Source organism: Subtercola frigoramans (genome assembly GCF_016907385.1).
GTDB classification, from domain to species: domain Bacteria; phylum Actinomycetota; class Actinomycetes; order Actinomycetales; family Microbacteriaceae; genus Subtercola; species Subtercola frigoramans.
This window is the reverse complement of the sequence record NZ_JAFBBU010000001.1, coordinates 3,490,946-3,506,353: the sequence shown is the minus strand read 5'-3', so window position 1 is coordinate 3,506,353 and position 15,408 is coordinate 3,490,946. Positions and strand designations below refer to the sequence as shown.

11 protein-coding genes are annotated in these 15,408 nt (G+C 65.7%); 6 read left to right on the top strand and 5 right to left on the bottom strand.

Features of this window, described 5'->3' with window-relative positions; translation table 11 throughout:
- Positions 1-26 precede the first annotated feature (26 nt).
- The 5 genes from dnaK to JOE66_RS16120 all read left to right on the top strand — a co-directional run bounded on the left by dnaK (position 27) and on the right by JOE66_RS16120 (position 5,038).
- The gene (gene dnaK, locus JOE66_RS16140; protein WP_205111169.1) at positions 27-1,898 is read left to right on the top strand and encodes a molecular chaperone DnaK; all 1,872 of its coding nucleotides are present in this window, start codon (positions 27-29) and stop codon (positions 1,896-1,898) included.
- Between the two features lie 2 nt (positions 1,899-1,900).
- Positions 1,901-2,638, top strand: a complete 738-nt coding sequence (locus JOE66_RS16135) for a nucleotide exchange factor GrpE (protein WP_205111167.1) — start codon at positions 1,901-1,903, stop codon at positions 2,636-2,638.
- Entirely contained in the window at positions 2,631-3,632 is a 1,002-nt protein-coding gene (locus JOE66_RS16130) for a DnaJ C-terminal domain-containing protein (RefSeq protein ID WP_205111165.1), read from the top strand. The genes JOE66_RS16135 and JOE66_RS16130 overlap by 8 nt, the downstream gene beginning before the upstream one ends.
- 64 nt (positions 3,633-3,696) lie before the next feature.
- Positions 3,697-4,113, top strand: coding sequence for a heat shock protein transcriptional repressor HspR (locus JOE66_RS16125; protein WP_205111163.1), 417 nt, complete (start codon positions 3,697-3,699; stop codon positions 4,111-4,113).
- A gap of 46 nt (positions 4,114-4,159) precedes the next feature.
- Positions 4,160-5,038, top strand: a complete 879-nt coding sequence (locus JOE66_RS16120) for a Cof-type HAD-IIB family hydrolase (RefSeq protein WP_205111161.1) — start codon at positions 4,160-4,162, stop codon at positions 5,036-5,038.
- A 23-nt stretch (positions 5,039-5,061) separates the two neighbouring features.
- Here the strand turns inward: JOE66_RS16120 and mptB are convergent, their stop codons facing one another.
- Positions 5,062-6,636 carry a polyprenol phosphomannose-dependent alpha 1,6 mannosyltransferase MptB gene (mptB, locus tag JOE66_RS16115; protein ID WP_205111159.1) on the bottom strand — a complete coding sequence of 525 codons (1,575 nt, stop codon included), beginning with the start codon at positions 6,634-6,636 and terminating at the stop codon, positions 5,062-5,064.
- 140 nt (positions 6,637-6,776) lie between these two features.
- Between mptB and JOE66_RS16110 the strand changes: the two genes are divergently transcribed.
- Positions 6,777-8,966, top strand: a complete 2,190-nt coding sequence (locus JOE66_RS16110; protein WP_205111157.1) for an ATP-dependent Clp protease ATP-binding subunit — start codon at positions 6,777-6,779, stop codon at positions 8,964-8,966.
- 199 nt (positions 8,967-9,165) lie between these two features.
- Here JOE66_RS16110 and acs read toward each other — a convergent pair whose 3' ends face one another.
- From acs to JOE66_RS16090, 4 genes are all read right to left on the bottom strand, one after another.
- Positions 9,166-11,304, bottom strand: coding sequence for an acetate--CoA ligase (gene acs, locus JOE66_RS16105; RefSeq protein ID WP_205111155.1), 2,139 nt, complete (start codon positions 11,302-11,304; stop codon positions 9,166-9,168).
- A gap of 184 nt (positions 11,305-11,488) precedes the next feature.
- The gene (locus JOE66_RS16100) at positions 11,489-12,085 is read right to left on the bottom strand and encodes a nitroreductase family protein (protein WP_205111153.1); all 597 of its coding nucleotides are present in this window, start codon (positions 12,083-12,085) and stop codon (positions 11,489-11,491) included.
- 216 nt (positions 12,086-12,301) lie between these two features.
- The gene (locus JOE66_RS16095) at positions 12,302-13,342 is read right to left on the bottom strand and encodes a threonine aldolase family protein (RefSeq protein WP_205112129.1); all 1,041 of its coding nucleotides are present in this window, start codon (positions 13,340-13,342) and stop codon (positions 12,302-12,304) included.
- Positions 13,343-13,800: 458 nt separating this feature from the next.
- Positions 13,801-15,327, bottom strand: coding sequence for a DUF6421 family protein (locus tag JOE66_RS16090; RefSeq protein ID WP_372435497.1), 1,527 nt, complete (start codon positions 15,325-15,327; stop codon positions 13,801-13,803).
- Positions 15,328-15,408: the final 81 nt, after the last annotated feature.

Genomic DNA, 15,408 nt, shown 5'->3' with positions numbered 1-15,408 from the left:
CGACAGGCCAAGAAGGAGTAAAGCACATGGCTCGTGCAGTAGGAATCGACCTCGGTACCACCAACTCGGTCGTCGCCGTCCTCGAAGGTGGAGAACCCACCGTCATCGCCAACGCAGAAGGCTTTCGCACGACCCCCTCGGTTGTCGCCTTCACCAAAGACGGAGAGGTGCTGGTCGGCGAGACCGCCAAGCGCCAGGCCGTCACCAACGTCGACCGCACCATCGCCAGTGTCAAGCGCCACATCGGGACCGACTGGACGGTCAAGGTCGACGACAAGAAGTACACCCCGCAGGAGATCTCCGCGCGAATCCTCGCGAAGCTGAAGCGCGACGCTGAGTCCTACCTCGGTGACAAGGTCACCGACGCTGTCATCACCGTTCCCGCGTACTTCAACGACGCTGAGCGCCAGGCCACGAAGGAGGCCGGCGAGATCTCGGGGCTGAACGTTCTGCGCATCATCAACGAGCCCACCGCTGCGGCACTCGCGTACGGCCTCGACAAAGGTAAAGAAGACGAACTCATCCTCGTCTTCGACCTCGGTGGCGGTACCTTCGACGTCTCGCTGCTCGAAGTGGGCAAGGATGACGACTTCTCGACCATCCAGGTGCGTTCGACCGCCGGCGACAACCGCCTCGGCGGCGACGACTGGGACCAGCGTGTCGTCGACTACCTGATCAAGCGCTTCAAGGACTCGACCGGTGTCGACGTCTCCGGCGACAAGATCGCCAAGCAGCGCCTGAAGGAGGCCGCTGAGCAGGCCAAGAAGGAGCTGTCGGGATCGCTTTCCACGACCATCCAGCTTCCCTACCTCTCGCTCACCGAGAACGGCCCTGCCAACCTCGACGAGACCCTCAGCCGCGCGAAGTTCGAAGAGCTGACCGCAGACCTGCTGGCCCGCACCGAGAAGCCGTTCCACGACGTCATCAAGGAGGCCGGTGTCTCGATCGCCGACATCGCTCACGTCGTACTCGTCGGTGGATCGACCCGTATGCCTGCCGTCGTGTCGCTGGTCAAGAAGCTGACCGGTGGGCGTGAGCCCAACAAGGGCGTCAACCCCGACGAGGTCGTGGCTGTCGGTGCCGCACTCCAGGCCGGCGTGCTGAAGGGCGAGCGCAAAGACGTTCTGCTCATCGACGTCACCCCGCTCTCTCTCGGTATCGAGACCAAGGGCGGAATGATGACCAAGCTCATCGAGCGCAACACGGCCATTCCGACCAAGCGTAGCGAGACCTTCACCACCGCAGACGACAACCAGCCGTCTGTGGCCATCCAGGTCTTCCAGGGTGAGCGTGAATTCACCCGCGACAACAAGAACCTCGGAACGTTCGAGCTGACCGGCATCGCGCCGGCTCCGCGCGGCATTCCGCAGGTCGAGGTCACCTTCGACATCGACGCCAACGGCATCGTGCACGTGTCTGCCAAAGACAAGGGCACCGGCAAGGAACAGTCGATGACGATCACCGGTGGTTCGAGCCTGTCGAAGGACGACATCGCCCGCATGGTTCGTGAGGGTGAAGAGCACGCCGCAGAAGACAAGAAGCGCCGCGAGGCTGCTGAGACGCGCAACACGAGCGAGCAGCTCGCCTACTCGATCGACAAGCTGATCAAAGAGAACGAAGACAAACTGCCCGAAGAGGTCAAGACCGAGGTGCAGGCCGATGTCGACGCTCTGAAGAGCGCCCTCGCCGGTGACGACGACGAAGCGGTGAAGACCGCATTCGACAAGCTCAATGAGAGCCAGTCGAAGCTCGGCCAGGCCATCTACGCCAACTCGCAGGCCGAGGAAGCCGCAGCAGCCGCTGCGGCCGACCAGCCTGCCGAAGAGACGGCGAGCAGCGACGAAGATATCGTTGACGCAGAAGTTGTCGACGACGAAGAATCGAAAGAGCAGAAGTAATCATGGGCAAGAAAGACAAGTCAGGCCGCGGCAGTGACGAGTCTTCTGGCCCGTTCGATCCGACAGGTACGCCTGCCGGGTCCAGCGCCCCTACCGGGTCTGCCGCAGATGCGACAGACCCGGTGACGGGCGAACCCGTCGAAGACGCCGCCTTCATCGAGGCCGAAGGACCCGATGTCGAAACGCACACCGATGCCGGTGAGGGCGAGAACGCAGAAGCAACAGGAGAAGAGGAGACCGTGGGAGATGACCAGTTCAACGACGACGATCTGAGTTTTCTGGATGCTGTGAGCGCCGGAGAGGCTGAGGCGACTGCCGCGGTAGACCTGGCGGCCGAACGTCTCGCCGACCTGCAGCGGGTGACCGCTGAGTACGCCAACTATCGCAAGCGCACCGAAGCCAACCGTGAGGTCGAGCGTGAACGAACGGTCGGCGACGTGGTGAAGGTTCTGCTGCCGGTTCTCGACGACTTCGACCGTGCTGAGAAGCACGGCGACCTCGCCGAGGGGCCATTCGCCTCCATTGCGGCGAAACTCCGCACCGGAGTCGAGCGTTTCGGCCTCAAGCCCTTCGGTGCTGCCGGCGAGGCCTTCGATCCCCAGCTGCACGAGGCGATCTTCCAGCAGCCGAGCGCAGACGTGCAGGTCGAGACCATCTCTGATGTCGTCGAGACCGGTTACTACCTCGGTTCGACGCTGCTCCGCGCGGCGAAGGTTGTCGTAGCGGTGCCGAATGGCTAGCCAGGATTGGTTCGACAAGGACTTCTACAAAGTCCTCGAGGTGTCGAAAGATGTCACGCCTGCCGACCTGAAGAAGCAGTATCGCAAGCTCGCGCGGCAGTTCCACCCCGACTCCAACCCGGGTGACGCTGCCGCCGAGGCGAAGTTCAAGGAGATCAGCGAAGCCCACTCGGTTCTCGCCGACCCCGAACAGCGCAAGGAGTACGACCAGATTCGCGCGATGGGTTCTGGCGCCCGCTTCACGGCGGGTGGCCAGGGCCAGGGCGGCGGCTTCGAAGACGTCTTCGGTGGCATGTTCGGTGGAGGTCGTGGCGGTGGTGGAGCGAACACGAGCTACTCCTACCAGCAGGGCGGTTTCGACGACCTTCTCGGCGGCATGTTCGGTGGCAGCCAGCCCGGATTCGGCCAGCCCAGCGGCGGGTTCCGCGGCTACGGCGGGCCGACCCGCGGGCGTGATGTCGCCGCACGAACCACGGTGGACTTCCTCACCGCGACCAAGGGCGACACCATCAAGCTGCAGACGTCAGAGGGCAAGACCATCACGGTCAAGATCCCTGCCGGCGTCTCTGACGGGCAGAAGATCAAACTGCGTGGCAAGGGCGAAGCCAGCCCTGACGGCGGCGAGGCCGGCGACATCGTTCTGACGATTGCTGTGCGGAAGCATCCGATCTTCGAACGCGACGGGCTGAACCTCCGGGTCAACGTGCCCGTCACCTTCGTCGAGGCGACCCTCGGGGCGACAATCGAGGTGCCGACCCTGGGCGGCGAGCCCGTGAAACTGCGGGTCGGTGCCGGTACACCCAGCGGCCGTGTGCTGCGGGTCAAGGGCCGCGGGGTCGACACGCCGAAGGGCACGGGCGACCTGCTCGCTGTCGTTCAGGTGGCGGTTCCGTCGCACCTTTCGCCGGAGGCACGCGATGCACTCGAGGCGTTCCACGCGCTGGAGCCCCAGGAGAACCCGCGTGCCGAACTCCTGGCCAAGGCGCACGAGTAGAAGAACGGCGCCAGCCCACCAGCCCAGTGCCCGCGAATCCAACAGAACGGTGAGGTGACCTGCGATGACAATGCCAGTAGACGAGAACGCTCCACTGTTTGCCATCGCGGTCGCCGCCGAACTCGCGGAGATGCACCCGCAGACCCTGCGCCAGTACGATCGGCTGGGGCTGGTCAGCCCCAGCCGCACGGCTGGCAAGTCGAGGCGGTACTCGCTTCGTGATGTCATGCAGTTGCGAGAGATAGCCCGGCTGGGTGCCGAGGGCATCTCACTCGAGGGCATCAGGCGCATCCTCGAGCTGGAGAACGTCAATCAGCAGCTGGCCAGGCGTGTGCGCGAGCTCGAGACCGCCCTCGCCGATGAACTTCTCAACCGCCCGGGCCGGCGTGTGTTTGCCGCAGGCCTCGAGGGTGATGTTGTCAGCCTCAAGAGTGGGGTTCGCGCCCAGCGCCGCACCGAAGTGGTGGTCTGGCGCCCCTAAGCCCCGCTACTCAACCGGCGTGTGACGGGGATGGGAGAATGGGGGCATGACGACCCCCGCACTCGGCCTTCTTCTCGACATCGACGGGCCCATCGCCTCACCTGTCACGCGGTCAGTCGTGCTGCCGAGCATCCTCACCGACCTCGTCACCCTGACGGCGGGCGGCGTGCCGATTGCGTTCATCACGGGCCGGTCAGCCGACTTCGTCAAGGAGCAGGTCATCGCGCCGCTGCTGGCCAGGGGGCTCGGCGCAGCCCTGGCGAACGGGGGGCGCATGTTCGTGGTCGCCGAGAAGGGTGCTGTCTGGTTCACGGTCGGACCGGAGGGTGCTGGTGAGACGCAGGTCGACGAGACGGTGGCGTTGCCGGCCGAGTTCGCCGCGGGCATCCGTGCCGTCGTTCGCGAGCAGTTCAGCGAGCTGATGTTCTTCGACGAGACCAAGCTCGCCATGGTGTCTGTCGAGCAGTTGACGACGGTCGATGCCGAGACGTACCAGCGTGCCCAATTGCGGTACAACGAGGTCGCCTTCGACGCCCTGGTGGAGCGTGGACTGGGTGCGCGCTACGGCGACCGCGAGGTCAGGAATGCGGCGGGGCACATCCCGTTCCGCATCGACCCGACGATCATCTCGACCGACGTCGAATCGGTGACGCTCGACAAAGACCGCGGCGCCGAGCGCGCGCTGTCGCACTTCATCGAAGAGGGCGACCTGCCGCCGCTCTGGCGAACCGTCGGCGACTCGCGCAGCGACTACAAGATGGCCGACTACCTGCACGCGGCGGGGTACGAGGTCGCCCACGTGGATGTTCGGCCCTCCGACGGCATACTCGAGAAGCCGTACCCGGTCATCGTCGAGGGCGACCTGATCCACGACGAGGCGGGCGCTGCGTTCCTCAGCCACTGGGTCGACAAGCTCGGCCTCTGACGCGCCCGAGGGAGCGTTGCCCGTCAGGGCTTGGTGAGGGTCTTCGCCGGGTGGGATGCAGGACGCCCGGACGCACGTCGCGAGGTGCCGGTCGATGCGCGTGAAACGGCCCAGCGCTGCCTGGCCTCGCGGATTCGTTGGCGAAGCAGTGCGATCGACAGGTCTTCGTGGATGCAGTAGGCGGCGATCAGCGCGATGGCCCCGCCGGAGATGATCACGGTTCGCAGGATTGCCGCGCCGACGTCACCCTGCACGGCGTCGGAGATGTCCATGCCTTCGGCGATGCTCACGCAGGCGAAGAAGATCGAGGCCGAGACGATGAGGTGCGTCTGGAGACCGGCGCGCACGCCGGAGACGGCGAAGAGCACAATGACCCACGCGGCGTACCACGGGTGGATGACCGCTGAGGAGAGAACCAGCGCAGCGAACGCGAAGCTGAGGCGCATCATGGGGTCGATGTTGCGCTTGGTGAGCATCAGCCACACAACGATCACCGCCATGAGTGCCATCGCTGTGTACTTGATGATGTTCGCGCCGATCTCGCCGTCGAGGCCGACGGCCCCGAACGCCCCGCCGAGCCCGATCGCGAGGATGTTGATCGGCGCATACCAGTGGGCCACGGCCCCCGGGGTCGCGAGGGTGAAGATCCAGCCGAACCCGACATTCATGGCGTAACCGAGCACACCCAGAATGGCGAATGAGATCGCGGCCGTGGCGACCCAGTACTTGATTGTGCTGCGGACGGTGCGGTTCTGGCCCGCCCAGATGATGCCGATGACAGGCAGGGCGATCAGGGCGATGGGTTTCACCCCGATCGCGAGCGTCACGAGGATGGTGCCGATGATCGGCCGTTTGATCATGGCGTAGTACATGCCGGCGATCAGGAAGGCGAGCATCAAGGCGTCGTTGTGGCCACCCACGATGAAGTTGAACATGATGATCGGGCTCCCGAGAACGAGCCACAGCACCTGCGAGGGGTCGAGCCCGCGCAGCCGTGCGATGCGGTACGCGTAGAAGGCGATGCCCGCCACGCCCAGCACGGCGATGAGCCGGAAGATGGCAACGGCGGTGATGGGCGAGGTGCCGACCGACCCGACGACCACCTGCTCGATCCAGAGGTAGACGGGCCCATACGGCGTCTTCGCGCTCGCCCAGAGCGGGTCGACCCCGATGTTGAACCAGCCCTGGATCGCTGAGATGCCGTCGAGGTAGGGGTTGAAGCCGCCCACCATGAGCCTGCCCTGGCCGACGTAGGCGAAGAGGTCGCGCGAATACAGGGGAACCGCGACGATGAGGGGAACCGCCCAGACGCCTGCGGCGACGATGACGCGCCGCAGGGCATCCGCCGGGTTCGATCGCAATTGCACGCCGAGTTTGAGCCAGGCGATCACCAGCAGCAGGCTGGCCGCGATGACCACGATGGTGGCGGCGTGCACGAGAAAGACGTTCGAACGCAGCGCGTCGATGAAAGCCCAGCTGCGAACATTCGAGCCGGGGCCGAGCCAGCCGACGGCGAGGGAGCCGAGCGCGATGAAGAGAGACCCCACCAGGCCAAGGATGAGCGGGGACCCCAGTTCACGCCTCAAAATACTCTTCACTGTGAACACTTTATGTTGAACCGGCTGATAACGGGGTGATGATCACTCAAACACTGGAAATCTAGCGGACGAAAGCGTAAAGTTGAGTGCAAAGGACTCAACTTTCTAGACCCGAGTTCATGGAACACAGGAGAAATCACATGCCGCAAGGCGGTCAGCAGGGTGGCCAGAACGGTGGCCAGCAGGGCGACGAGGAGCAGAGCGCGCTGCAGAAATACGGCGTCAACCTCACCGAGATCGCGGCAAGCGGAAAACTCGACCCGGTGATCGGCCGCGATGCCGAGATCCGTCGGGTCAGCCAGGTTCTGACGCGCCGCACCAAGAACAACCCGGTCCTCATCGGTGAGCCCGGCGTCGGAAAGACCGCCGTGGTGGAAGGGCTCGCCCAGCGCATCGTTGCCGGAGACGTCGCCGACTCGCTGAAGGGCAAACAGCTCGTCTCGCTCGACCTCGCGGCTCTCGTCGCCGGCGCGAAGTACCGCGGGGAGTTCGAAGAGCGACTCAAGGCTGTGCTGAAGGAGATCAATGACGCCGACGGCGAGATCATCACCTTCGTCGACGAGCTCCACACGCTGATGGGGGCGGGCGGGGGCGAAGGCTCCGTCGCAGCGTCGAACATGCTGAAGCCCATGCTCGCGCGCGGCGAACTGCGGCTCATCGGGGCGACCACGCTCGACGAATACCGCGAATTCATCGAGAAGGACGCGGCCCTCGAACGGCGGTTCCAGCAGGTGTTCGTGGGTGAGCCGAGCGTCGAAGACACCATCGCCATTCTGCGCGGGCTCAAGGAGCGCTACGAGGCGCACCACAAGGTGTCTATCGCCGACGCCGCGCTCGTTGCGGCGGCCTCGCTCTCGAACCGGTACATCACCGGTCGCCAGCTTCCCGACAAGGCGATCGACCTGATCGACGAAGCTGCCTCACGCCTGCGCATGGAGATCGACTCGGCACCGGTCGAGATCGACGAGCTGCGGCGCAGTGTCGACCGGTTGAAACTCGAAGAGCTGGCGCTCAAAAAGGAGAAAGACGAGGCGAGCAAGCAGCGCCTCGAGAAACTTCGCCTCGACCTCGGCACGCGCCAGGCCGAACTGACGGTGCTGCAGGAGCGCTGGGACAAGGAGCGCGCGGTACTGAACCGGGTCGGCGAGCTGAAGACCCAGCTCGATGCCGCGAGGGTGGCAGCCGAACGGGCGCAGCGCGAGGGCAACCTCGAACGGGCATCCCGGCTCCTGTACGGAGACATCCCCGTCATGGAGCGGCAGTTGCGCGAGGCTGAGAACGCCGAACAGAACCCCGATACTCCGCGGATGGTGAGCGACCAGGTCACCGAGGCCGAGATCGCTTCGGTCATCGCGGCCTGGACGGGCATTCCCGTCGACAAGCTCACCCAGGGCGAGACCGAGAAGCTGCTGAACCTCGAGGCAGAACTCGGTAAGCGGCTCATCGGGCAGAAGCCCGCCGTGCGCGCGGTCGCCGACGCCGTGCGGCGCACTCGCGCCGGCATCTCCGACCCGAACCGGCCGACCGGGTCGTTCCTGTTCCTCGGGCCGACCGGCGTGGGCAAGACCGAGCTGGCGAAGGCGCTCGCCGAATTCCTGTTCGACGACGAACGCGCCATGATCCGAATCGACATGAGCGAGTACGGCGAGAAGCACTCTGTCGCGAGGCTCCTCGGTGCGCCTCCCGGCTACATCGGGTACGAGCAGGGCGGGCAGCTCACCGAGGCGGTGCGACGGCGTCCGTACTCTGTGGTGCTGATGGACGAGGTCGAGAAGGCCCACCCCGAGGTCTTCGACGTGTTGCTGCAGGTGCTCGACGACGGCCGGCTCACCGACGGGCAGGGTCGTACGGTCGACTTTCGCAACACCATCCTGATTCTCACCTCGAACCTCGGTTCGCAGTATCTCGTCGACCAGTCGCTGTCAGATGCCACGAAGGAGGAGCTCGTGCTCGGCGTTGTTCGCCAGGCGTTCAAACCCGAGTTCATCAACCGGCTCGACGACATTGTGGTGTTCTCGGCTCTCACTCACGACGACCTGGCCCAGATCGTGTCGCTGTATGTCGATCGCCTCGCGCAGCGGGTCTCCGAGCGCGGGCTGTCGCTGGCTGTGACTCCGGATGCCCGGGCCTGGCTTGCTGAGCGCGGCTACGATCCCGTGTACGGTGCCCGGCCGTTGCGCCGGCTCATGCAGCACGAGATCGACGACCGGCTCTCGATGCAGCTGCTCTCCGGAGCCGTACGTGACGGGCAGACGGTGTACGTGGGGTTGGCCGGCGACGGCAGTGGGCTGACCGTTGCGCCGGCCGAGGAGGTCGTGCCGCTCGACTGAAAACGCAATCGTCGGCCCTGAGCCGAACCGACGCGAATAGCGTGTCGGTTTGAACGAGGGCCGACGATTGCGTTCTTGCCTGGCCGGGGTGCGGTGAGGTGGATCGCAATCGCGTTGTCCCGACAGAGCGTAGCTCTGTCGGCGCTGGCGTCGCGGCGAGCATCCACTGGATGCTCGCTTATAGCTCCAGCGCGCAGGGTCAGGGTCTGGATGCAAGAATGGCGGCGATGCGGTGAGGCACGGTTTCGTCTTGCAGCGACGTCGTGTCGCCGAGGGGGCGGCCATCCACCAGATCGCCGAGCAGGCGCCGCATGATCTTGCCCGAACGTGTCTTCGGCAGGTCCGGCACGACGATGAGGTCACGAGGCTTGGCGATGGCGCCGATCTCGCGGGTCACATGCGCGCGCAGAACGGCGGCCAGCTCGGCCTCGAGGGTCGCCCAGAAGGCGGGGTCTGCAGCGTCCTGAGCCGAGATGTCGCGGGAGGGGATCACGAACGCGGCGATCGCCTCGCCCGTCGTCGCGTCGGTGACCCCGACCACGCCTGCTTCGCCGACGTGCGCGTGCGAAACCAGCGCCGACTCGATCTCGATGGTCGAGAGGCGGTGCCCCGACACGTTGATCACGTCGTCGACGCGCCCAAGCAGCCAGATGTAGCCCTCGTGGTCGTACTTGGCGCCGTCGCCGGCAAAGAAGAAGCCCTGTGCCGCGTACTTCCGCCAGTACGAGTCGCGGTATCGCTCGGGGTTGCCCCAGACGGTTCGGGCCATCGACGGCCACGTACCGTCGAGAACGAGGTAGCCCCCTGATCCGAACGGCACCTGTTCGCCCTGCTCGTCGACGATGCGCGCGGTGAGTCCGGGCAGCGCGAACGTTGCTGAGCCGGGCTTCAGCGTGGTGACGCCGGGCAACGGCGCAATGACGGCCGAGCCCGTCTCTGACTGCCACCAGGTGTCGACGATCGGCGCCCGCCCGCCGCCGACCTGCTCGTGGAACCACACCCAGGCCTCGGGGTTGATCGCCTCACCGACGGTACCGAGCAGCCGGATGCTCGACAGGTCGAACTCGCCCGGCAAACGGTCGGGGAACCACGTCATGAACGTGCGGATCAGCGTTGGTGCCGTGTAGTACGTGGTGACGCCGTACCGTTCGATGATCTCGAAGTGCCGGCCAGAGTGCGGGGTGTTCGGCGTGCCCTCGTAGATGACGCTCGTCGCACCGTTCGAAAACGGGCCGTAGAGAACGTAGGTGTGTGCGGTGACCCAGGCGAGGTCGGCGGTGCACCAGTAGACGTCGGTGGGCTTTGCGTCGAAGGCGGCCCAGTGGCTCCAGCTGGCCTGCGTCAGGTAGCCCCCGCTGGTGTGCACGAGGCCCTTGGGTTTACCGGTCGTGCCGCTGGTGTAGATGATGAACAGTGGATGCTCGGAGTCGAAGTACTCTGCCTCGTGTGTGTCTGGCTGCGTGTCGACCACGTCGTGCCACCACACGTCGCGCCCGGGGGTCCACGGCAGCTCGGGTGTGAGGTCTCCGGTGCGACGGATGACCAGCACATGCTCGACGGTGTTCACGCCGTTCTCGGGGCCGGCCACGGCCTCGTCGGCGTTCGCCTTGACCGGCACAGCCTTGCCCCGCCGGAACTGCCCGTCGCTGGTGACCAGCAGCTTGGCGCCCGTGTCTTCGACCCGGAACTTCAGCGCCTCGGCCGAGAACCCACCGAACACGAGCGAGTGGATTGCCCCGATACGCGCGATCGCCAACGTGACGACGATCGTCTCGGGGATGACGGGCAGGTACACGACGACACGGTCGCCGGCCACGATACCGAGAGCAGTGAGCGCGTTCGCGGCCTTCGCCACGCGGCGCTGAAGCTCGGAGTAGGTGATCTGCTCGCGGTCGCCCGGCTCGCCCTCGAAGTTGATTGCGACCACGTCGCCTCGACCCGCACCCACGTGCCGGTCGACACAGTTGACGGCGACGTTCAGTTTTCCGCCGACGAACCACTGGGCGCTCGGGATGCTCAGCAGGGGTTCGCCGTCGACATCCAGTCCGGTGAAGTCTGCGGGTGCCATGCCGATGGCGCTCGGATCGCTTTCGACGCTGCCGTTGCCAAACGCCGTCCACGCGTCTCCGCGGGAGAGCGGGGTGGCGGGCTGCCAGGTGTGCGCCGTGTGCCAGCGCTCGTGCCAGTCGAGGCGATCTGCCTGCTGTTCCCAGTGGGCGACGGGATCGGCGGCTGCACGTTCATATTCACCGGCGTCGACGTTCGCGGCGGAGGAGAACGCCTCGCTCGGCGGATAGAGGCGATTCTCGCTGAGGAGGTTCTCGATGGTGGCTGACACTCGTTCGACGCTACCTCGTCGCGGCAGGCTTCGGCCGCACCCGCGTCACGCGATGTAACAGCCCGCCCCTTGGCCGTCGGTTGAGTAGCCCCACCTGTGGGGCGTATCGAAACCAGTTTCGTGTGGGGGTTTCGATACGCCGGGCTATGCCCGCCGCGCTCGCCTCCCTCAACCGGCGTTGAGGTCAGAGACCGACGACGATCTCGGCGAGGGGCTTGCGCACGCGCGGCGCAACCTCACGGGCGCGCGTCGCCTCGTCAGGAAGGTCGGCAGCGGGGGCGACCACGCCGAGTGCGGTGACGGTCAGGGGCTCCCACCGCTCGTCGAGGCCGAACGCAGTGCGAAGTCCTTCAGCCTGGATGCCGCCCATCTGGTGCACATGCAGCCCGTCGGCGTGAGCCTGGATCGCGAGGCTCGCGGCAGCCTGCCCGAGGTCGTACAAGGCCCAGCGCTGCGGCTTGCCGCTCTCGTCGATGACCTCGGCGACGTTGACGATCAGCACTGCCGCGTTCGGCGTCCAGACCTGGTTGAAGCCCATCAGGTTCTCGTTGATCAGGTCGAACGTCGGGGTGCCGCGGCGGGCGACGATGAACTTCCACGGCTGCGTGTTGGCCGCTGATGCCGACCAGCGGGCTGCTTCGAGGGCTGCGGTGAGGTCTGCTTCGGTGACATCTGCAGTGGGGTCGAAGGACCGCGGGCTCCAGCGCTCTGCCAGAACGTCGAGAATGGGGGTGCTGGTTTCAGCGGTGCGAGTGGGCGCAGTGGTGTCGATGAGTGTCATGGTTGTGGCTCCTTGGGATTCTCTGCCAGTGATGGTGAGGCGCCGTTGCCACGTTCTGTACAACATGTGTTCTCGCACAATATTCCATGCGAGCGTATCGTTCCTCGGTCCCGTCCTACCGCCCCGCACTTGGGTGTACCAACTTCTGCTGCTATTCCTCGTCCGATGCCGCAGAAGTTGGTACAGCCAACGGTTTGGATGGAGGGGGGGAGGGGGTTAGGCGGGGAGGAGAGTGCCGAGGGCAGCCGTGAAGGCATCGACGTCGTGCTCGGTCGTGTCGAATGAGCACATCCAGCGCACCTCACCGGTGGCGTTGTTCCAGTCGTAGAAGCGGAACACCTCACGAAGCGCGTCGGCGACCCCGGGCGGCACGATGGCGAACACCGCGTTCGACTGGGTCGGCTGGGTCAGCGTGACCCCGGGCATCCGCTCGACTGCTGCTCGCAGCCGCTGGGCCATGGCGTTCGAGTGTGAAGCCGATCGCAGCCACAGGTCGCCTTCGAGCAGGGCGATCAGCTGGGCCGAAACGAAGCGCATCTTCGACGCGAGCTGCATGTTCATCTTGCGGAGGTAGCTGAGGCCGTCGGATGCCGCGGGGTCGAGCACGACGACGGCCTCGCCGTAGAGCAGGCCGTTCTTGGTCCCGCCGTACGAGAGCACGTCGACGCCGGCGTCGGTGGTGAACTCGCGGAGCGGCACACCGAGTGAGGCTGCGGCGTTCGACAGGCGGGCGCCGTCGAGGTGCAGGCGCATGCCGCGATCGTGCACGTGGTCGGCGATCGCACGGATCTCCTGCGGCGTGTAGAGAGTGCCGAGCTCGGTGCTCTGCGTGATCGACACGGCGAGGGGCTGCGCGCGGTGCTCGTCGCCCCAACCCCAGGCCTCGCGGTCGATGAGTTCGGGGGTGAGCTTGCCCTCTGGCGCTTCGACGGTCAGCAGCTTGAGACCGCCCACGCGTTCGGGGGCCGCGTTCTCGTCGGTGTTGATGTGCGCCGTGCTCGCGCAGACCACGGCGCCCCAGCGCGGCAGCATCGACTGCAGGCTGAGCACGTTGGCGCCCGTGCCGTTGAACACGGGGAAGGCGGTAGCCTGTTCGCCGAAGTGACCCTGCATCACCTGCTGCAGCCGGGCGGTGTAGACGTCTTCGCCGTACGCGATCTGGTGGCCCTCGTTGGCCGCGGCGAGGGCGGCCAGAATCTCTGGATGCACGCCCGCATAGTTGTCCGACGCGAAGCCCCGGAGCGCGGGGTCGTGCAGGCGCTGCCCGGGTTCGAAGGAGAGCGCGCCTGCTGCCGCGGTGGCTGACTTTGGCGCGGTGTCGGGTGTGCCTGGTGGAAGTGCCGCGGTGGTCGGTTGAGTGGAGGGAGTTGTGGGGGCTGCGTCGGTCACAGCATCCAGTCTCTCTCACGACAGGTGCACGTCTCTTGCATTTGGCGCAGCAAACGCCCGGATGTGACACTGTCGGCGCGCGAGCTGTGTGCACGCGAGACTGAGTGTGGATGAACGGGTGGACGATTCGTGGGCGAGAGACCCCGAATCGGTGGCCCGGCACGGGGTTCACGCCAGGGCGCCCGTCCACGGAATAGTCCACACGCGGTGTCGCGTGCAGCGTGCACGCGCGATTCAGCGTGGACTATTCCGTGGCGGAACCGGTCTCGGCCGCGCGCGCCCGCGCAGGGTTCGCCCACACAGCGCGCGGGCGTCGTCGGTGCGCGTCAGCGCGCGTCGAGCGCGGTGATTCCGGCCGTCGACTCGATGACGCCTGACATCTTCTTGTTCAGTGCCTCGTAGAACATCGACAGCGGGAACTCGTCGGGCAACACGGCGTCGGTGAGACCTCGTGGTGCGCCGTCGAGCGGCAGGGCATCCGGGCCCTTCGCCCAGACCGAGGAGGGACTCGGGGTGACGGTCGCCGAGACCAGTTCATAGGCGGCGAGCCAGTGGGCGACCTTCGGGCGGTCAATCGAACGCCAGTACAGCTCGTCGATCGCCGCGCCGAGGGCGATAACGACGTCGGCGACCTCGGGCCAGTCGATGGTGAGGCGGGTGTCTGTCCAGTGCAGTACGCGGTGCTGGTGCAGCCAGGCAAAGAGCAGTTGGCCGCCGAGGCCGTCGTAGTTGCGAACGCGGCTGCCGGTCAGGGCGAATCGGAAGATGCGGTCGAAGATGATCGCGTACTGCACTCGGTGCGCGGTTTCGAGGGTGTGGGCGGGCAGGGCCGCTTCGCGCTCGATGCGAACGGCCTCACGAAAGGCGGTCAGGTCGCAGCGCAGCTCCTCGAGCGTGTAGAGGAAGTACGGCATGCGCTGCTTGATCATGAACGGGTCGAAGGGTAGGTCCCCGCGCATGTGCGTGCGGTCGTGGATGAGGTCCCACATGACGAAGGTCTCTTCGGCCAATTCCTGGTCGTCGAGCGGCTCCTGTGCCGCGGCCGGGAGCTCGAGCCTGGTGATCTCCGCGGCTTCGCGCACCACGAGCCGGAACCGGGCTGCTTCGCGGTCGGCGAAGATCGCACCCCAGGTGAAGGCAGGGATCGCGCGCATCGCGACGGTTTCGGGGAAGAGCACCGCCGAGTTGGTGTCGTACCCATCGGTGAAGTCCAGAAAGCGGATGGGCACGAAGAGCGCATTCGAGTAGTCGCCGGCTTCGAGCTCGGCCACGAACTCCGGCCAGATGACCTCGACCGCAACAGCCTCGAAGAGTCGTTGGGTACTGCCGTTCTGCGTGAACATCGGAAAGACGACGACGTGTCTAAGCCCATCGACCCGGTGATGCTCGGGGTGGAACGCGGTGAGCGAGTCGAGAAAGTCGGGAACGGCATAGCCCTCGGAGGCCCAGCGCTCGAAATCGACTGCACTCGCCTCGAGATAGAGGGCATCGTGGGCGAACTCGAACGCCAGTTCTCGCAGGCTCGCTGCGATCCTTGAAACAACGTCGTCGAGAAGCGCGCGGTCGACCACTGCTTCTGGGTCTGCGCGTGGGTCTGCGTCTACGCTCGGTGTTTCAGCGCCCGACTTGGTGTCGGGCCTGAGACGCACGGAGCCGTCCGGCTCTTGGAAGGCGCGAAGCAGCGTGACAGCAGATTTCAGCGAGCGCCATGCAGGCGACATGGATGCTCGGCCCGAGTGGCCGGAGGCCTCATCTTCGACCACCTCCGGTTCGCCAGCGATTGCGCTTGTGGTGAATTGGTCAGCGGTGAGTCGGTCTGGGGAAGAGCGACGCGCAGTGATTCGAGTTGACATGAGAACCTCCCATCGAGAAATGACAGAGGTGCGCCACACGGGTTGGCGGGCATCCTCTGACTCTCGACCCTAGGCAAGATC